Source organism: Allosphingosinicella sp. (assembly GCF_036403745.1).
Lineage (GTDB): Bacteria > Pseudomonadota > Alphaproteobacteria > Sphingomonadales > Sphingomonadaceae > Allosphingosinicella.
In genome coordinates, this window is record NZ_DASWQI010000092.1 from 26,230 (window position 1) to 43,623 (window position 17,394).

Consider the following 17,394-nt stretch of genomic DNA (forward strand, 5'->3'; position numbering starts at 1 on the left):
GGTGCCCGGCGAGGTTCTCGACAGGAATTATGGCGGGTCCCCAGCGGGACCCGCCGCTTTCCGCGAGCCGCCCGCCAAGCGGCCGATCCAGACCCGCGGCGGGGAAGCACGGGCGCGGGTCGAATTCGGCGCCTACCGCCTGTTCGCCGGCAAAAGGCCCGAGGGCATTACGGTGCGCGAGCTGCTCGGCACCGCCAACACCTCGCCCGGCTTCATCAAGTCGCATTACGACAGCATCGACCGCCTGGTCGAAGTCGCCGTCGCGGGGATGTCGGCGAAGGTCGTGGGCCAGATCCTCGACGTGGCGCCTGTTCGGGGCACGCCGCGCCAGCTGGTGCAGCGGGCGGCGAGCCATGCGGCGGCCGTCGTCGCCACGTCCGACTATCGCGAGCTGCTGATGGTCTGCGTGCGCGAGCCGGAGCGCTGGAAAGGCGTGCTCGATGCGCTTGCCTCTGCGCTGCGGGATTGCGCGAAGCGGACGCTGCAGGCAGCATCGCCGGCGGTGCTCCTTCACCAGGACGCGCTTGACGCGTTTGCCGACGAGCTCCACATGCGCCTCGCCTTGCGGCCGATGCTGACCCGCCAGGATCCGAGCCCGGCGGAAGTCAACGACGCCGCCGCCCGCGCCGCCGCGGAATTGCTCAAGGGCGTGTTCCAGCCCTGAGGGGCTTAGCCGTTCGGATTTCCGCATTTCCGTGACGCCGCGCTTGATCGAGCGCGGAGGTCTGTCGGGTTGATACTTAGACCCCGTTCAGGCTGACCTTCTCGAAGCCCTGCTTTCCCTTCCGCGCGAGACGAGAAGGGCAGGGTTTCGACAAGCTCAGCCCGAACGGATGCGTCAATCGGAGCTATTGAGGGGGGGGCGAACTCTGAGCGTCCCGCTTCCCTGCTGGCGCCGAAGCTGGTGCGGACGGCGGGACTCGAACCCGCACGCCCCGAAGGACAAGAGATTTTAAGTCTCTGGCGTCTACCGGTTCCGCCACGTCCGCACGTCTTCGAGCTTAGCGCCCGCGCCCGCGGCGGGGAAGATCAGGAGTCGCTGCCGGCGCCGTCCTGGAGGTTCAGGCGCTCGCGCATTTCCTTGCCCGGCTTGAAATAGGGTACGCGCTTGGCGGAGACGTCGACCGTGTCGCCGGTGCGCGGGTTACGCCCTTTGCGGGCGTCGCGGTCTCGGGTGGAAAAGGCGCCGAAGCCGCGCAGCTCGACGCGGCCGCCCTTTTGCAATTGCGAGATGACGGATTCGAAAAAGGCCGAGACGACACGCTCGATCTCCTTGGCCGTCAGGTCAGGATGATCGTCGCAAAGCTTCTGGACAAGCTCGGAACGGATCACGAAGATTCCCCCTCAGTCTCAGGGCAGGATGCATAGACGCAAAGCCGCGAAATCCCCCTCACGCGCCCTTTGGGCCATTTAGACCGGAAAACACCCGGATTGGCAAGAGCAGCGGCTTGAAATGCCCCACAAAACGAGCAGCCCGTCCCGTCCGGCGACCCCCGCGGGTCACGAAAAAGGGCGGAGGCCCACGGCCCCCGCCCCTGATCTGGATCAGCGACCCCGGTTGGTGGGTCAGCTGCCCTGCTTGGCTTTCAACGCCTCGCCGAGGATGTCCCCCAGGCTCGCGCCGGAATCCGAGGAGCCGTATTGGGCAACGGCCTGCTTTTCCTCGGAAATCTGAAGGGCCTTGATCGAGAAGGTCGGCTTCTTGGAACGGTCGAAGCCCGTCACCATCGCGTCGAACTTCTGGCCGACCTGGAAACGCTCCGGCCGCTGCTCGTCGCGGTCGCGGCCCAAGTCGGTGCGCTTGATGAAGCCCGTCGCGCCGTCGTCGCCGACCTGCACTTCCAGGCCGCCGTCGCGAACCTCGAGAACGGTGACCGTGACGGTCTCGTTCTTGTTGACCCCGCCCGACGCACCGGCGCCGCCCTTGGCGACCCCGCCGCGCTCAAGCTGCTTCATGCCGAGGGAAATGCGCTCCTTCTCGACGTCGACGTCGAGCACGACCGCCTTCACCATCTCCCCCTTGTGGTGGAGATTGAGCGCTTCCTCGCCGGTCACGCCCCAGGCGATGTCGGACATGTGGACCATGCCGTCGACGTCGCCGTCGAGGCCGATGAACAGGCCAAACTCGGTGGCGTTCTTGACCTCGCCCTCGACCTCGGTGCCGACCGGATGCGAATCCGCAAAGGCATGCCACGGATTGGCCTGCGCCTGCTTCAGGCCCAGCGAAATGCGGCGCTTGTCCTCATCGACCTCGAGCACCGACACGTCGACCTCCTGCGAAGTGGAGACGATCTTGCCCGGGTGGACGTTCTTCTTGGTCCAGCTCATTTCGGAAACGTGGACGAGGCCCTCGATGCCGGCCTCCAGCTCGACGAACGCACCATATTCGGTGATGTTGGTCACGCGGCCCTTGAACACGCCGCCGACCGGGTACTTGGCGCCGGCGCCCTCCCACGGATCCGCCTCGAGCTGCTTCATGCCGAGCGAAATGCGCTGGGTCTCGCGGTTGATGCGGATGATCTGCACCTTCACCGTGTCGCCGATATTGATCACCTCGGACGGGTGGTTAACGCGCTTGTAGCTGATGTCGGTGACGTGGAGCAGGCCGTCGATGCCGCCCAGGTCGACGAAGGCGCCGTAATCGGTGATGTTCTTGACGACGCCGTCGACCACCTGGCCTTCGGCGAGGCTGAGGATGAGGCCGGAGCGCTGCTCGGCGCGCGTCTCTTCCAAAATGGCGCGGCGCGACACGACGATGTTGCCGCGGCGGCGGTCCATCTTCAAAATCTGGAACGGCGAGGGGACGTCCATCAGCGGCGTCACGTCGCGGACCGGGCGGATGTCGACCTGCGAACCCGGAAGGAACGCCACGGCGCCGCCGAGGTCGACGGTGAAGCCGCCCTTCACCCTGCCGAAGATCACGCCTTCGACGCGGTTGCCGGCGGTGAATTCGGTCTCGAGCTTGTCCCAGGCGGCCTCGCGGCGGGCGCGGTCGCGCGACAGCATCGCTTCGCCCTGGTGGTTCTCGACCCGGTCGACATAGACGTCGACGACGTCGCCGACCTTGATCTCGGCCTTCTGGCCCGGCGCTGCGAACTCGCGCAGCGGCACGCGGCCCTCGCTCTTCAGGCCGACGTCGATGACCGCAAGGTCGTTCTCGATTCCGGTGACGGTGCCTTTGACGACCTTGCCTTCAAAGCCTTCCTTCTCGCCGCCCAGGGTCTCGTTCAAAAGTTTCGCGAAATCCTCGCGCGTCGGCATCGCCGCAGTGGCCATAAATATCTCTTCCTTCGATCTTCATATTCCGGCCAGGGGTTGTCTCCCCCGGTCTTGGAACCTGACATGCCCCACCCGCACCATGCGAAAGCGGAGCGTCTGGCGAGCCCAAGGGCGCGAGCGGAGCGATGCGCATAAGCAAAAAGAGCGCGTCGAGGGTTGGGCCGTTCGCCCCTTCCCCTCGCGCGCTAGCCTAAGCCGAGCTCCCGCAAGCGCTTAGCGCCCGCCGGACGAGGGGGGATATAGGGGAAAGGGGGGTGCGCCCGCAAGTGGTACCTGCGGGCGGGGGGTGCGGCTCTTGGTGGGAGAGGGAAACTAGCACGCCGCTCGTTTGCGATCGCTGTCACCGCTCAAGCGGCGCTTCGGCGGCGTTGGCCACGGCGGAATTTATCAACCATAGCCACTCGCCATTTTCCGTAATCTCGCGTTCGCAAGTCACGCCGTGCTGCCTCAACACCCGAAAAGTGTTTATTGAAATCCCTCTCGAAGGCCACTCCACCGGAAACCAAATCATGGATGCTTCCAGCTAATGCCTCCAGTATCGTCATCTTGTATCGCGCAGAGAGAGCGTTTTCCTTCCTGATCGCAGCGAGCACTGTATTAGAGATACGATCACCGTTGTTGGTGAGTGGCCTTGACCATTGGCCATGTGCAAGAGTGTTGCGCATCTCAATGATTGGTCCCAGATCATCTTTGATCGTCTGCCGCAATGTGTCGCGAAGCATTTTCTGAATTGGAGGAAGCGCGACATCTAGGTTTGCTCTTGGAAGCCGGTAGCGGCGGCGGAATCCGATCTCCACTGCTTTCAACCACCCGTCGATCTGGCGACGCTCCGCTGAAATGAGACCTCGTTCGGCATCATCGAAGCCGTTGGGCTCGAACAAGAGCTTACGGAGACGGCACTCAGCCCAGCCGCCAATGAGTAGCAACAGGATTTTCAGCAGCGCGTCAGAAGATGATTGATCACCTCGAGCAAGAGCAGCACGCAGTTCCCGCTCCACCTGTGCGATGCCGTCGCGCACCGAATGGAGGTTTTGAACATGGGCTTTGTACAGCGCAGCAGGGGGTAACGGAGCCAATCGCTACCCCCTGTCACCAAAAGGCACTCTGACATGCCTTTTGGTGATCGGGAATCGAACCCGACTAGACTCCGCGAAGCGGCGTGTTTCCATTACACCATCACCCAGGACTTCTTTCGCCAGACGCGGGAGCGTTCGTCAAGGGCCCGATGTTTTCTTCGGTGGACCTACGCGGGTCCCAAGCCGGAGTCGGCGGCGCTTATCGAAGCCGATAGCCACCTCTCGTGCAGAGACTGCTGGGGATCACAACGCTCTGAACTGATCCCCGCGTATCTGTAGCTCGAACACTCCTGGGCGGACGTCACTCGAGATCCGCTCCATCCTATCCCATACAAAAAGAATCCTAGAGGCCTTCTTGTGAAGAGGTAATTCCATCACCGCGGCTTTCGGAAAGAACCCCACGAGGTTTGAGCGAAGGAACAACTCCCTCATCGGCCGCTTTCGGGCAATATTGAGGTCCCCGGACAGAACTGCCCATCCTCCCTCCGCTCCCAAGGCCGGGATCCACTCGTCGTCCTTTATGTGTGTTTTGCCGAACTTATCACGATGAGAGATCACCTCGTGGGAACCAGCAAAGAGTGCTCCGAGTCCTCGAGCGAGGACTGGCGGAAGATTATTGTCGACGAAGAGCCTCAAGCTGCTTTCGGCAGCAACAGCCCTTGCTCGAAGGCGATCGCATCCCGCACCGCCCGGAGAGGCAATTGATATAATTTGGCCACCCTCTCAGGAGAACCCTCAGCTCTGACTTCCTGCACTACCCTGGAAGTGAGCAACCCTGTCTCTGCAACGATCGGTTGTCCAAACGAGCGTTCAGGGTCCGCCACAAGGGTCCGCCGGTTCGGAACTAGCCACCATCGTGCAGCTCCTTCTCCTCCAAACTCCAACCCCGACAGCGAAGGGAGCACGAACGCCCGAAAAACATGTTGCCGCTCTTTCAAGTCGATCAGGCGAGGCTCCTCGACCCCATCGGTGATTTCGAGGAAGATTTTGCGGCCATCCGATTTGAACGCCTTCGTGGAAAAAGGATGATCATCGCCGAGAATCTCTTTCGCGCGGTCGATGCAGAGGCGAATGGTGGGAAGCCCTATCCGAGAGCGACGAAGCGCACCGACGATGCGGGCTTCGATTAGGTCTCGAAATCCCAACAGGGGCCCATCGTCGTCAGGGTCATACTGCGGAGTCCAGAGCGGCGGCTGGTGCACCTCTCCCTCTCCGTGGTCGTATTCGTAACCGTAGAGCCAGCGACGGAGCGTCGTGGGCTGCATGTGGAGAAGCTTGGCTGCTTCTACCGGAGTGTAGGCCCCAATTCCGAAGTCCGCGGTTGGCATGTCATCTCGATCTCGTTCGAGGGAGGCATACTCTTCCAGTGGGCAAAGGCAATCACTTGATGCGCGATATCCACAGGCTGTACACAGGATAAGGGCCCTCACCGCAGAGAGATTGTCCCCGTTATCCACAGGGTTCAGGCCACTCAACACGAGAACCATTGGCGCTTCAGCTCAGCGCTCTCTCCAGCAGCCGCCTAACCGCCTCAGAACGCGAAGGCTTCGGCTCTGGTTGAGCCTCGATCCAGGCTCCAACAGCAGCGAAGAGTTCAGTCGGGATTCGCACCGACAGCACCGGGTCGTTGCCAGTGGCGGGACGGCCTCGGCGCCTTTTTTGCTCTTCGGCTATTGACCGCCCCCGATAATAAGTATACTTAAAGTCAGTACCGACCCAAGGCCGAGGCCCTGGTTCGGACGCGAACACCCGCACGCCTGCATGAGGAGGCGAAGGATGGCTGCTGGGCAGCTTAGCCTTACCCGTCGCGCGCTGCTAGCCGGCGCTTGCGCGGTTCCCGTGGTTGGGCGTCACCCCGGACTTGACCCGGGGTCCACCTCTTTCCCCCGATGGCCGACGTCGGCGCCGCAAGGAAGGTGGATGCCGGATCAGGGTTCCCACCAAAGTAGTACTTTGGTGGGGTCCCCTGTCCGGCATGACGTGGAAGAGGCGCGGTGGGGGCGGGCGCTGGGGCGGTTTCGGGCCGGCGGACGCGGCGATCGGGGCGGCTCGGCATCCGGACGATGAGGCGCTCTACGACAGGCTCGGGGACCGGCACGACGCGGCGATGAAGCGGATGCTCAGGACGCCGGCGCCGGATCTGGGCGCGCTCGCGGTGAAGCTCGAGACTTTGTTCGGCGAGCAGGTGTGGGAGATGCGGGGCGGGGCGCTGCTCCTGGCGGCCGTCCTGCGCGATGCGCGGCGGTTCGCAGGCAGCTGATTCGGTTCACGCGAAGGCGCGAAGGCGCGAAGGGAGCGCTCGTTGGGCGCCTCCTCCTCACGCCCGTATCCATGCGGGGCGGAAATCTGCGGAAAATAGGAAATCGCCTATTTGGTGATTTTGCTTGACTTCCGGTGCGGAGTGTGGAACAAAGAGCGTACGGGTGTGGTGTGATTTCCGGGTGCATGGGGGCGGGCGGCTTCTCATGTCCCGGCGGGGGAGGAGCGACGTGGCGGGTGAGGATCAGGCGGGTGAGGACAGGGCCGGCGAGGATGCGCCGGGCCAGGATCAGGCGGGCGAGGGTGAGGAGAAGGCCGAGACTCCCTCGGGCGACGGGTTCGTCGCGCGGGCGGGGAAGCATCGGGACATGCAGGTGGCGCGGGTCGGCAAGCGCAAGCTGTTCGACAAGAAGAGGCGCAAGGTGTTTCTCGAATGGTTTGCGGCGACGGGGAATTGCGTGTTCTCCGCGGCCAAGGCGGGCGTTTCCGCCAAGACGGTGTGGAAGCACCGGGTGAAGGATGCCCGGTTTCGAGAGGCGTTCGACGTCGCGATGGAGCAGGGGTCGGTGCGGGCGCAGGCTCGGCTGATGGAGGATAAGGCGAAGGGGCCGATCGTGGTGGACGGCGATCTGGATGCGGTCGAGCTGGTGCCGCCGGATCCGGTGCGCGTGCTCGACCTTGTTGCGCGGATCGAGGCGAAACGAGGCGGGGCGGTGGCGCGGCGGCAGAAGGGGCGGACGCCGCAGATCGCGAGCAATGCCGAGGTGGAAAAGGCGCTGGCGAAGCGGCTTGCTGTGTTTGCCAAGCGGCAGCGGGCGATGGGGCGGGAGCGATGTCAGGTGCGCGTACCTGACATCGGGGAGGGCAGCGGTTCGGCTGAAAACGCGCCGGGTGCGGTGCCAGTTACCCCTCCACCAAGCAGAGCTTGGTCCCGCTCCCCGTCTGAGGACGGGGAGGCATAGGTGACGGCATTTCCTCTTCAACTGATGGAGGAGGCGGCGGAAGTTTTGCCGGATGGGGCGGCTTGGGCGTGGTTCCTGAAGGGCCTGTCGGGGCCGGTCAGGCGCGCGCTCTATCATGCGTGGGCGTGGCAGGCGCATGGCGGGCAACGGGCGCCGGACGGGGAGTGGCGGACCTGGCTGCTGATGGCGGGGCGCGGCTTCGGCAAGACGCGGGCCGGGGCGGAGTGGCTGCTCGGGCGGATCGCGCAGGCGAAGGCGGCGGGAGGGGGTCAGTGCTCCCTTCGCATCGCCCTCATTGGGGCGAGCCGGGAGGAGGCGGCGAAGGTGATGGTCGAGGGGCCGAGCGGGCTGCTCGCGCTGGCGCGGGACGACGATTCGCCGGCCTGGTTTCCGACCCTGGGGACGTTGCGATTCGCGAGCGGGGCGGAGGCGTTCGTCTATTCGGGCGCCAATCCGGAAGGCCTTCGCGGGCCGGAGCATCATTTCGCCTGGTGCGACGAGATCGCCAAGTGGCGCTACGCGGAAGCCGCCTGGGACAATCTGCAGATGGGGCTGCGGCTGGGCGCGCAGCCGCGCTGCGTGGTGACGACGACGCCGCGGCAGGGGCGGATCCTTGCGCGGCTGCGGGGGCTGGCCGGCACCGTCGAGACGGGCGGCGGAACGGGGGAGAATGCGCATCTGCCGGCGGCGTTCGTCGACTGGGCGGTGGAGACCTATGGCGGCACGCGGCTCGGGCGGCAGGAGCTGGACGGGGAGCTGCTGGAGGATGTCGAGGGGGCTTTGTGGACGCGGGAGGTGATCGAGAGGTCGAGGCAAAGTGGACCTTTGCCTCGGTGGAGGCGCGTCGTGGTCGGGGTTGATCCGCCGGTGTCGGCGCACGGGGATGCGTGCGGGATCGTGGTGTGTGCGCTGGGCGAGGACGGGATCGCCTACGTGCTCGCCGACTGCACAATGGAGCGGGCGCGGCCGGAGCAATGGGCGCGGGCGGTGGCGCGGGCGGCGGAGGCGTGGGAGGCCGACCGGGTGGTCGCGGAGAAGAACCAGGGCGGCGACATGGTCGAAAGCGTGCTGCGGGGGGTGGAGCCGGGGCTGCCGGTGCGCCTCGTCAGCGCCAGCCGCGGCAAGGCGGCGCGGGCCGAGCCGGTGGCGGCCTGGTTCGAGGCGGGCAAGGCGCGGCTGGCCGGGCGGTTCCCGGCGCTGGAGGACGAGATGGCGGGGCTTACCGCGGGCGGGGGCTATGAGGGGCCGCGCGGATCGCCTGATCGGGCGGACGCGATGGTGTGGGCGATGACCGAGCTGGCGCGGCGGCGGCCTCAGGCGCGGATCACGTTTCTTTGAGAGGCCGGAAAACAGGGACAGTATACATTTCCCCTTGGGGCAAGCAGCGCGCGGAGCCCCCGTCGAAAATGTATACTGTCCCTGTTTTGGGTTTTGACGACGCGCGCGAGCCCCCTACAGCCTGCCGCGCAGCCGGGGCGGGGTGGCGTCGGCCTCAAAAGGGCCGTATTGCATGTTCAGGGGAACGACACATATCGGGGTCCAGGCCGCCGCACCGCGCGTAGCCGCCGCTCCGGCCGTAAAAACCTGAGGAATGACATGAAGATCGCCCACGCCCTGCGCCCGAGCTTCTGGAGACGCGAGCATCATCTCGACAAGATGACGCTCAAGGAGCTCGTCCTCGCCTACGTCCAGTATCCGGCGATCATCGGCTACGTCCTCCTCGCCGCGGTGGCGATCGCCTTCTATGTGCGCAGCCCGGCGCCGCCCGCGCCGACGCTGATCGCGGTCGCCGCGGCGACCTTCGTCTATCCGCTCGTCTGGTACGTGCTCCACCGCTGGGTGCTGCACAGCCGCTGGATGTTCAAGGTGGCGCCGCTCGCCTCGACCTGGAAGCGCATCCATTACGATCATCACCAGGACCCGAACCATCTGGAAGTGCTGTTCGGCGCCCTCCACACCACCGTGCCGACCATCGCGCTCGCCACCCTGCCGGTCGGCTACGCGATCGGCGCGCCGTGGCAGGCCGGCCCCGGCGGCGCGGCCATCGCCTTTGCCACCGGCCTCCTCACCACCTGCTTCTACGAATTCTGCCACTGCATCCAGCACCTCGCCTACAAGCCCAAGAACAAGTGGCTGGCGGAAATGAAGAAGCGCCACATGGCCCACCATTTCCACGACGAGAACGGCAATTACGGCATCACCAGCTTCGTCTGGGACCGCCTGTTCGGCACCTTCTACGACCGTCCCGAGCGGCCGAAGAAGAGCCCGACCGTCTTCAACCTCGGCTACACGCCGGAGATGGCGGAGCGCTACCCGCACGTGGCGAAGCTGTCCGGGGGGGTGGCCACCGGCCATCCGCGGCAGCGCGAGGGGCGGCAGGACCGGGCGGCCTGAGGTGCGGGCGGGCGCGGCTCCTCCTCCCGGCGCTGCTGGTGCCGCTCCTCGCCGCAGGGTGCGGCACAAGCGGTCGGGAGCCCGCCAAGTGGCACAACGGCAATTCCCACGATTTCTGCGAGGCGATCGGCGAGGCCGCGCACGGCAAGCTTGACGTCCACCTCGCCGCCGGTCCGATCGGCTCGGCGGTGAGCGTCAGCGGCGATGCCCTGGCGGGGCTCGCGACGCGGGACGAACTGCCCGGCGTCACCCTCATTATCGACGGCGAGGCGGTCCGCGCCGCCGGCCGCGGCATGGTCCAGCTTGACGGCCGCCACAGCGTCGACTTCTTCTTCGATCCCCGGATGCTGATCCGCCGCCATCCCGGCGGCTTCGTGGCGGCCGTGCAAAAAGACGGCGGCGACGTGTATCGTATCGACGGGCGCACGCCCGAGGCGAAGGCGGCGTTCGAGCGGCTGCTCAATTGCGACAACAAGCTCGGGTTCGGCGGCGGTCTCAATCCGTGGCGGGACCTGCATGTGTCGGGGCGGTAGAGGCCGGCCCGCTGATCCTCCAACACCGTTCGGGCTGAGCCTGTCGAAGCCCCTGCTTTCGTTTGCGGCGGAAGAGAAGGACAGGGCTTCGACAAGCTCAGCCCGAACGGTTGAGGTGATCTGGCCGATTGAGCGCAGCGCCTAGCGCCGCCCCGCGCTCCGGCCCCCTCACACGAAAATCGCGCTACCTGTGCGCTCCACCAGGCCTCCCAAGTTCATGAGAGTCTGCTTGGTTCGGGTCGTGCATCGCGTATATCCCCTGCTCATGGTCAGGCGGGGGCACGGGTACCTTTTTGCATACCTCGGAGCGGCAGCTGGGTCTTTGCTCCTGCCACTGCTTTTTGTGTTTGCTGGATACCACATGGGGGAATCAGCCGGACAGCACCGAAGCGAAGCACAGAAACAAACGTCACACTATCGGAGCGCTACTCAGCAGCGCGTAGCTGACTGCGGCAGGCAACCACAGGCTGCGCGAGCCCACTGCATTGATGATGCCATAAGCTCCTTCCACGAGGAGCAGCGCGCTGAGAGGAACCTTGATGCTCAGCGGGAGGCCGCGGATTGGGCTTGGTGGGTTTTGATAGTCTCTCTCTGCCAGGCCCCCATTACGCTTGCGGGCGTCATCCTCCTTCTTCGCAACGTATCCCAAACGGACGAAGCTCTCAGGGAGGCGCGTAACGCCAACAGCATTGCCAGAGAAACGGGCGAACGCCAGCTTCGCGCCTATCTCGTCACCCGTAAGTTCTCGGTTTCGGGGATCATGGCTGGCAACGTTCCCAAAATACGTTATGAGATAGCCAACACAGGGCAGACCCCCGCCTATAAGTTTATTGTTAAGAGCCAACTGTTCTTCGCAGAGGGCGGTAAATCCGCTAGTGAAACCAAAGTTCGTTTTACTAAGGATATCGACTGCTCTCGAACGCTCCTCGGAGCGGGGCAAAGCGTCGCGGTGCCTATTCGGTATGAGGCGCCGATCGCCTATGACGAAGTGATTGCAATACAGTTTGGCACATCGACGCTTGGGATCTTCGGCGTCGTTATCTATTGGGACGCGTTCGGAAAGCGGCGGCGCCTTACGTTCAAGGTTTACCTCGACCCCAACTACCTTGAGGACAACGGCTGCGGCGTCTTTACCGCCTGCGAGCGCGGCAACAGCGGCGATTAGAGCGCCTACATGTCGCAAGGGGATAAACCCCAACTTGTCTCAGGGTCCAGTCCTTCGCCCGCCCTGCCGCTTCCACCTTGGATGCTGAAACAAGTTTAGCATGACGGAGGAGGAGAGAGGCGCCTCGGGGCCGCTTTACCGCCGGAACGCCCCCACCGCCCCTCACACAAAAATCGACCAACCCGTCCGCTCCACCAGCCGCTCCAGCGCCATCGCGCCCGCCAGCGAAGTGCCGGCGGCGTTGAGGCCGGGGGACCAGGTGCAGACGGCGCCGTGGCCGGGGGCGATGGCGATGATGGCGCCGGAGACGGAGCTCTTGCCGGGGAGGCCGACGCGGAAGGCGAAGTCGCCCGAATTGTCGTAATGGCCGGCGGTCAGCATCAGGGCGTTGATACGGCGCGAGCGGGACGGGATGGTGACCTGGGCGCCGGTCACGGGATCGGTGCCGTCGAAGGCGAGGAACAGGGCGGCGCGGGCGAGCTGGCGGCAGGTCATCGCGATCGAGCATTGGCGGTAGTAGAAGGAGAGGACCTGCTCGACCGGGTTCTGGAGGTTGCCGAAGGCGGCGATGAAATAAGCGAGGCTGCGGTTGAGCGCGCCGGCCTTGGATTCCGACATGGCGAGGGTCTCGTCGACGGCGATATTGTCGTCGCCGGCGCAGGTGCGGATGAACTGGAGAAGCTCCTCCAGCGCTTCGTCGGCGGAGCGGCGGCCGATCAGCTGGTCGCAGACGACGAGGGAGCCAGCGGCGGTCAAGGGGTTGCGCGGGCGGCCCTTTTCCATTTCGAGCTGGATGATCGAGTTGACCGGCGAGCCGGCCGGTTCGCGGCCGACATGGTTCCACAAGGCGGATTTGTGGTGCTGCAGCGCCAGCGCCAGGGTGAAGACGTAGGCGACGCTCTGGATGGAAAAGGCCTCGTCGGTGTCGCCGACCGCATGGCTCTTGCCGTCGCCGAGGACGGCGGCGACGCCTAGCTTCGAGGTGTCGGCGCGGGCGAGGGTGGGGATATAGGCCGCGACCTTGCCCTGGCCGCGATAGGCCGAAATGTCGGCGACCACCTCCTCGAGGACGTCCTGGAAGCTCATGCGCGCCTTTCCTCAGATCCGGCTCGGGTAGATGGGCTGGATGTCGACGGGGATGTGGACCATCGTCGCGATCACCGCCTGCGCGTCCGGGTCGAGCCGCCCGTAGCGGTCGAGGAACGCCTTGGCCCCGGCATAGTCTCCTTCGCCCTCGATGCGGACGATCTCGCCGACCAGAAGGCGGATGCCGACCTCGAGCTTGTCGTAATCGAGGCGGAAGCGGCGGGCGGCCGGATCCCAGGCGATGCCGCCATGCTCCTTCAGGAAGCCATATTGCATGGCGGCGCCGCGGCCGTGGGCGTCGGCGGTGCCGAAGCGCAGGTGCCGGAAGACGTCGGCCATGTAGCTCGCCATCAATTGCTCGCGCTCGGCGATCGGCAGCTCGCCGCGGTGCATGAGGTAGAGGACGTTCCAGGCGCCCATCACGTCGGCCTTGGATTCCTCGATGGCGCTATACTGGTCCTTGAGCTCGGCGTTGACGGTGGTCTGGCGGCCGTTCAGCGTCAGCATGCCGGGCCCGAGGCTGTGGGACAGCTCGTGGAACAGGGTCTCCTGCGTCATGTAGGCCTTGGTCACCGAGCGGGCCTGCTCCGGGACGAATACGAGGCCGGCGAGCGGGGCGACGATGCGCTCGTATTTGGCGCCCAGCACGTTGGCGAGGATGACCTTCTTGGCGCCCTTGGCGGCGCGGACGCGCTCGTCATTGGGAAGGTTGAAGGCGATGGTCTGGATGCCGGGCCCGGCCTCGCCGCCGCCATGGACTTCCTCGGTGACGAGGATGGGGGAGGAGAAGGGGCGGTTGGCGTTCTTGTATCTGGCGTCGACGGGGAGGTTGCGCTCCATGTCGGGCAGCAAGGCCTTGTAGCGGGCGAGGGCGGCGGACTGGTTCGGATCGGCGACGGTGACGTAGGATTCGAACGCCGTCTTCTGCGCGTAGATGTTGTCGGCATAGACTTCGTAGGGGCCGATCACGACCTCAATGGGGGTGCCCGAGACGTCCATCCACGCCATCTCGGATTCGTAATAATCGTTGGAGCGGAAGGCGGCGGCGCGCAGGGTGAGGAAGCGCTTGAGGCTGGCGTTGCTCGTGCGGGCCGCGGCTTTTTCGAGGAGCAAAGCGGCGGGCTCCAGCCACTGGCGGTATTCGACGCTGTACGGCACGGCGACGAGGCGGTCGCCCTCGCGGTGGACCACGGTGTAGGGGCTGGTCAGCGCCTCCTTCTCGCCGGGATGGGCGGCGAGATAGGCGTCGAGCGCCTCGCGCGTCAGGTCGGCGGGGTAGACGCCGCCGCCGGCGGGGAGCGGGCGGTCGCCCCAGAAGGGGCGGTTGTCGGCGAGCGTGTCCCACGGGCCGGCGTTGAAATCGAACCAGTCGAGGAGGGCAGCGCGGTCGGGGCGGCCGGAGCGGGCGATCTCGTCGCGGACGCGGGGATTGTCGGCGCTGACCTGGCGCAGGAAGACGGGGTTCAGGAGGTCGGCGGCCTGGATGAGGAGGTTCACCACGTCGCGCTCCTCGGCATTGAGGAACCGGGTATCGGGGTGCATCTCGATGCGGGCGATCTTGGCGCGTTGGGCGGCGAGGCTGGTGCCCTCGGGCGCGGCGGCGGCGCGGTCCGGGGGCGGCGGGCTGCCGGGACCGGTCGTGCAGGCGGCGGTGGCGGCGAGCAGGGCCGCGAGCAGGGCGTTACGCATCACACTCTCCCATGATGTTGTCGCGCCCGCTGTAGCGCCGGGGGCGGCTATTTGGAACGGTGGCGATATGGGCTGTCGGGAAGGACCGTGGGGCGCGTGTCGGCGTCGGCGACGGCTTCCACCAGGCGGTAGAAGAAGCTGTTGAACTTCTGCGCGGCGGCGAAATCCATGGGCTGGGTCAAATCGTCGGCCGGGTGGTGGTAGCGGGTGCGGTACCACAGGCGGTAGCGCCGCTCCGCGTCGGTGCCGGGGACGTAGCCGAAGATGAAGCCGGTGGACGGGACCCCTTGCTGGAGGAACGGCCAATGGTCGGCGCGCTGGAGGAGGCCGCGCTCGGGCTCGGGATCGGCCTGGATGCGGATGCCCATCGGGCCGGCGACCTGGCGCACGGTGGCGCCGAGGCTGGTGTCGTTCACCGCCAGCATGGTGAGGATGTCGAGGGGGAAGAGCGGGCGGAGCTGGTCGAGGTTGATCATCGCCGCGGTGGACGCGAGCGGCACCGTGGGGTGCTTCACGTACCAGTTGGAGCCGAGCAGGCCCTTCTCCTCGCCGGTGAACGCGGCGAAAAGGATGGTGCGCCGGAAGCCGCGGCCGTGACGGTTGTCGGCGAGCTGGTTCAAGAGCGCGACATAGGCGGCGTCGTCGAGGGCGCCGTTGTAGAGGCGGTCGCCGTTCACCGGCTCGCCATAGCCGTAGCCGTCGAGATGGGCGCCGAGGACGACGACTTCTTGCCGCAGACGCGGGTCGGTGCCGGGGAGGAGGGCGAGGACGTTGGGCGAGGAATATCGGGCGGTGCGGATGGCGAAATGCGCGCGCAGGCGCGCGGGGATGTCGAAGGAGGGGAGCGGCGCGTCGCGACCGCCGGCGGCGAGGATCGCCGCGGCGTCCTGGCCGGAGCCGGCGATCAGGCGCGCGAAGGCGTCGGCGTTGAGGCGCATCACCGGCAGCGCCTCGTCGGCGGCGGCGGGCGTGCCTTCGATGCGGACGGTGCGGGCGTAGGCGGCGGGCCAGCGCGGCGGCTCGACGGTGAAATAGGGGTTGTCGACCGCGATCAGCCCGGCGGCGCCGCCGGCGATGGCGGCGGCGCTGCGCTCGCCGGCGGTGCGGCGCAAGTTGAAGCAGACGATGATCTTGCCGGCGACGTCGCGCATCTCGGCACGGGAGCAGGCGCCGCGGAAGGCGAGGGGGGCGTCGAGGATCGGCGCCAGCCGCCAGGTCGGGCGAATGGTTATGTCGTGGAGGAAGGCGAGGGGCAAAGCGGTGCCAGCGCGGACGATGTCGAAGCGGGTGCCAGGCTTGTCGACCGCCACTTCGGTGAGCGGCACGCGCTGGAACCAGCTCTCTCCCTCGCCGGCGGGCTTCAGACCGGCGCGGCGGAAGCGCTCGGCGACATAGCGGGCGGCGCGTTCGTAGGCGGGAGAGCCGGTGTCGCGCCCCTCCATCGCGTCGCTGGCGAGGTATCGGGTGGTCTGCCACCAGGCTGCGGTGTCGGCATCGCGGATCGGCGCCGCGGCGGCGGCGGCGCTGCACAAGGCGGCGGCGAGGAGGGTGCGGAGCATCGGGCGGCTGAACGCGGTCCGGGGGATTTCGATGCTGCTTGTCGTCATTGCCGTCGCCGCTCCCGTTTCGACCGTGCCTCAACTCCTGGGGCGCGCGCGGCTCCTCAGGAATTCCATCCCGAGCATTGCGAGCCCGCCGGCGAGATAGGCGAGAAAATCCTTGGGATCAAAGCCGGTGCCGAGCACGATGCGCGCCACCGGATTTCCGGCGAGACCGAGCATGTTGAGCAAGCCGACATACTGGCCAAGCTCGATGAGGAAGGCGATTGCGACCGCGCACGCCGCCGCCGCCGGGACGCCCAGCCGGGTCGCCGCGCGCACCAGGAGATAGACGAGGATCACCGCCAGCGTATCGCCGAGGAACGGACGGACGAAGCTGTCATGCACGAAGAGTGCGATGGCGACCTCGACGACGAGGAGCGCGGCCGCCGCCAGGGCATAATGTCTGCGCATCTGCTTCATTCCCTCCCCGCCCGCTGGCTTACCCAGGCCGCGAGGAGAAAGGATGGAGGCCGAGTGAGGATTGGGGCCAGATGCCGCGGCTCAGCCGCCGGCGAGGAAGGTGTCGAGCTGCTCGAAGCTGCCCGACCAGCCGCCGTTCATCGACGCCATCATGCCGGCGAAGAAGGCCTGCTCCTCCGGGGTCGCGCCGAGCGGCGTCCAGCTGAGGTCGATCCTCGTGCCCTGGCCTTCGTCGGCGAAGAGCACCTCCGTCAGCAACTCGAGCGGAAATTGCGGAGCGAAGGGCGGGTGGATCCTGTTCCCCTCGGCGTCCGCGAATCCGTGCACCCAGACGAGGCGCGACATGGGCTCGATCTCGCGAAACACGAACTTGCTGAACATCGCGCCGCCGTCCGGCATGTCCATCCGCCCGCGCCACGCGCCGCCGGGGCGCAGGTCGAAGGCGAGGATTGTGCCCGACGTGCCCTTGGGCCCGAACCAGGAGGCGAGCGCCTCCGGCCTCGTCCAGGCGTCCCAAACCCGCGCGCGCGGCGCATCGAAGGCCCGGGTGATGGTGAAACGGGGCGTGTCGGTCATCGGGCGTCTCCTTGGGCGGGGTCGGCGAGGAAGGCTTCGAGGCGGTCGAAGCTGTCGCCCCACAGGTTCCGCAGCTCCTCGATCCAGAGGCGGGCGGCGTCGAGACCTTCGGGCTTCAGCCGGCGCGGGCGGGCCTGGGCGGCGCGGGACTGCTCGATCAGGCCTGCTGCCTCGAGGAGCCTCAGGTGGCGGGAGACGGCCGGCTGGCTGATGCCGAGAGGGCGCTGAAGCTCCGTCACCGTCGCCTCCCCGCGCGCGAGGCGCGCCAGGATTGCGCGGCGCGCGGGGTCGGCAAGGGCGGCGAACTGGGCGTCCAACTGGTTCATACGGTGGTCGTTATATAACAGTGGTGTT

At 66.4% G+C, this 17,394-nt stretch carries 18 protein-coding genes and 1 tRNA gene; 7 read left to right on the forward strand and 12 right to left on the reverse strand.

Going from position 1 to position 17,394, the window contains the following annotated elements; translation table 11 throughout:
• The first annotated feature begins 1 nt into the window (after position 1).
• Positions 2 to 664 (forward strand): hypothetical protein, encoded by a 663-nt coding sequence (locus VGC56_RS17440; protein WP_464126942.1) that lies wholly within the window; start codon positions 2 to 4, stop codon positions 662 to 664.
• Positions 665 to 902: 238 nt separating this feature from the next.
• Here VGC56_RS17440 and VGC56_RS17445 read toward each other — a convergent pair.
• From VGC56_RS17445 to VGC56_RS17470, 6 genes are all read right to left on the reverse strand, one after another.
• Positions 903 to 989, reverse strand: a tRNA-Leu gene (locus VGC56_RS17445).
• A gap of 40 nt (positions 990 to 1,029) precedes the next feature.
• Complete coding sequence (locus VGC56_RS17450; protein WP_464126943.1) at positions 1,030 to 1,332, reverse strand: integration host factor subunit beta; 303 nt, start codon at positions 1,330 to 1,332, stop codon at positions 1,030 to 1,032.
• A 234-nt stretch (positions 1,333 to 1,566) separates the two neighbouring features.
• Positions 1,567 to 3,276 carry a 30S ribosomal protein S1 gene (gene rpsA, locus VGC56_RS17455; RefSeq protein ID WP_464126945.1) on the reverse strand — a complete coding sequence of 570 codons (1,710 nt, stop codon included), beginning with the start codon at positions 3,274 to 3,276 and terminating at the stop codon, positions 1,567 to 1,569.
• A gap of 350 nt (positions 3,277 to 3,626) precedes the next feature.
• The gene (locus tag VGC56_RS17460) at positions 3,627 to 4,298 is read right to left on the reverse strand and encodes a hypothetical protein (protein ID WP_464126947.1); all 672 of its coding nucleotides are present in this window, start codon (positions 4,296 to 4,298) and stop codon (positions 3,627 to 3,629) included.
• A gap of 300 nt (positions 4,299 to 4,598) precedes the next feature.
• Positions 4,599 to 4,991: a PIN-like domain-containing protein gene (locus VGC56_RS17465; protein ID WP_464126948.1), complete on the reverse strand. Its 393-nt coding sequence runs from the start codon at positions 4,989 to 4,991 to the stop codon at positions 4,599 to 4,601.
• A complete protein-coding gene (locus VGC56_RS17470) occupies positions 4,988 to 5,842 on the reverse strand; it encodes a DUF433 domain-containing protein (protein ID WP_464126949.1) in 855 nt (284 codons plus the stop codon). The genes VGC56_RS17465 and VGC56_RS17470 overlap by 4 nt, the downstream gene beginning before the upstream one ends.
• A 488-nt stretch (positions 5,843 to 6,330) precedes the next feature.
• Here VGC56_RS17470 and VGC56_RS17475 point away from each other — a divergent pair, with 488 nt between their 5' ends.
• The 6 genes from VGC56_RS17475 (at position 6,331) to VGC56_RS17500 (ending at position 11,668) form a co-directional block, all read left to right on the forward strand.
• Positions 6,331 to 6,615 carry a hypothetical protein gene (locus VGC56_RS17475; protein ID WP_464126950.1) on the forward strand — a complete coding sequence of 95 codons (285 nt, stop codon included), beginning with the start codon at positions 6,331 to 6,333 and terminating at the stop codon, positions 6,613 to 6,615.
• Positions 6,616 to 6,844: 229 nt separating this feature from the next.
• Positions 6,845 to 7,576, forward strand: coding sequence for a hypothetical protein (locus VGC56_RS17480; RefSeq protein ID WP_464126953.1), 732 nt, complete (start codon positions 6,845 to 6,847; stop codon positions 7,574 to 7,576).
• A 24-nt stretch (positions 7,577 to 7,600) separates the two neighbouring features.
• Positions 7,601 to 8,914: a DNA-packaging protein gene (locus VGC56_RS17485; protein WP_464127110.1), complete on the forward strand. Its 1,314-nt coding sequence runs from the start codon at positions 7,601 to 7,603 to the stop codon at positions 8,912 to 8,914.
• Positions 8,915 to 9,172: 258 nt separating this feature from the next.
• Positions 9,173 to 9,970, forward strand: coding sequence for a sterol desaturase family protein (locus VGC56_RS17490; protein WP_464126954.1), 798 nt, complete (start codon positions 9,173 to 9,175; stop codon positions 9,968 to 9,970).
• Between the two features lie 38 nt (positions 9,971 to 10,008).
• Positions 10,009 to 10,503, forward strand: coding sequence for a hypothetical protein (locus VGC56_RS17495; protein ID WP_464126956.1), 495 nt, complete (start codon positions 10,009 to 10,011; stop codon positions 10,501 to 10,503).
• 361 nt (positions 10,504 to 10,864) lie between these two features.
• The gene (locus VGC56_RS17500; RefSeq protein ID WP_464126957.1) at positions 10,865 to 11,668 is read left to right on the forward strand and encodes a hypothetical protein; all 804 of its coding nucleotides are present in this window, start codon (positions 10,865 to 10,867) and stop codon (positions 11,666 to 11,668) included.
• Positions 11,669 to 11,830: 162 nt separating this feature from the next.
• Here the strand turns inward: VGC56_RS17500 and VGC56_RS17505 are convergent, their stop codons facing one another.
• From VGC56_RS17505 to VGC56_RS17530, 6 genes are all read right to left on the reverse strand, one after another.
• Positions 11,831 to 12,754 carry a glutaminase gene (locus VGC56_RS17505; RefSeq protein WP_464126959.1) on the reverse strand — a complete coding sequence of 308 codons (924 nt, stop codon included), beginning with the start codon at positions 12,752 to 12,754 and terminating at the stop codon, positions 11,831 to 11,833.
• A 12-nt stretch (positions 12,755 to 12,766) separates the two neighbouring features.
• Entirely contained in the window at positions 12,767 to 14,443 is a 1,677-nt protein-coding gene (locus VGC56_RS17510; RefSeq protein WP_464126960.1) for a dipeptidyl-peptidase 3 family protein, read from the reverse strand.
• A 47-nt stretch (positions 14,444 to 14,490) separates the two neighbouring features.
• Positions 14,491 to 16,050, reverse strand: a complete 1,560-nt coding sequence (locus VGC56_RS17515) for a M28 family peptidase (protein ID WP_464126961.1) — start codon at positions 16,048 to 16,050, stop codon at positions 14,491 to 14,493.
• Positions 16,051 to 16,080: 30 nt separating this feature from the next.
• Positions 16,081 to 16,455 carry a ribosomal maturation YjgA family protein gene (locus VGC56_RS17520; protein ID WP_464126962.1) on the reverse strand — a complete coding sequence of 125 codons (375 nt, stop codon included), beginning with the start codon at positions 16,453 to 16,455 and terminating at the stop codon, positions 16,081 to 16,083.
• Positions 16,456 to 16,545: 90 nt separating this feature from the next.
• Positions 16,546 to 17,040, reverse strand: a complete 495-nt coding sequence (locus VGC56_RS17525) for an SRPBCC family protein (RefSeq protein ID WP_464126963.1) — start codon at positions 17,038 to 17,040, stop codon at positions 16,546 to 16,548.
• On the reverse strand, positions 17,037 to 17,366 hold the full coding sequence (locus VGC56_RS17530; protein WP_464126964.1) for an ArsR/SmtB family transcription factor: 330 nt from the start codon (positions 17,364 to 17,366) through the stop codon (positions 17,037 to 17,039). The genes VGC56_RS17525 and VGC56_RS17530 overlap by 4 nt, the downstream gene beginning before the upstream one ends.
• Positions 17,367 to 17,394 lie beyond the last annotated feature (28 nt).

Bases quoted from the DNA above. Each gene is read 5' to 3' on its own strand.
- VGC56_RS17490 (WP_464126954.1), top strand. From the start codon at position 9,173: ATGAAGATCGCCCACGCCCTGCGCCCGAGCTTCTGGAGACGCGAGCAT.
- VGC56_RS17520 (WP_464126962.1), bottom strand. From the start codon at position 16,455: ATGCGCAGACATTATGCCCTGGCGGCGGCCGCGCTCCTCGTCGTCGAG.
- VGC56_RS17485 (WP_464127110.1), top strand. From the start codon at position 7,601: ATGGAGGAGGCGGCGGAAGTTTTGCCGGATGGGGCGGCTTGGGCGTGG.
- VGC56_RS17475 (WP_464126950.1), top strand. From the start codon at position 6,331: ATGACGTGGAAGAGGCGCGGTGGGGGCGGGCGCTGGGGCGGTTTCGGG.
- VGC56_RS17515 (WP_464126961.1), bottom strand. From the start codon at position 16,050: ATGACGACAAGCAGCATCGAAATCCCCCGGACCGCGTTCAGCCGCCCG.
- VGC56_RS17530 (WP_464126964.1), bottom strand. From the start codon at position 17,366: ATGAACCAGTTGGACGCCCAGTTCGCCGCCCTTGCCGACCCCGCGCGC.
- VGC56_RS17500 (WP_464126957.1), top strand. From the start codon at position 10,865: ATGGGGGAATCAGCCGGACAGCACCGAAGCGAAGCACAGAAACAAACG.
- VGC56_RS17525 (WP_464126963.1), bottom strand. From the start codon at position 17,040: ATGACCGACACGCCCCGTTTCACCATCACCCGGGCCTTCGATGCGCCG.
- rpsA (WP_464126945.1), bottom strand. From the start codon at position 3,276: ATGGCCACTGCGGCGATGCCGACGCGCGAGGATTTCGCGAAACTTTTG.
- VGC56_RS17510 (WP_464126960.1), bottom strand. From the start codon at position 14,443: ATGCGTAACGCCCTGCTCGCGGCCCTGCTCGCCGCCACCGCCGCCTGC.
- VGC56_RS17505 (WP_464126959.1), bottom strand. From the start codon at position 12,754: ATGAGCTTCCAGGACGTCCTCGAGGAGGTGGTCGCCGACATTTCGGCC.
- VGC56_RS17470 (WP_464126949.1), bottom strand. From the start codon at position 5,842: ATGGTTCTCGTGTTGAGTGGCCTGAACCCTGTGGATAACGGGGACAAT.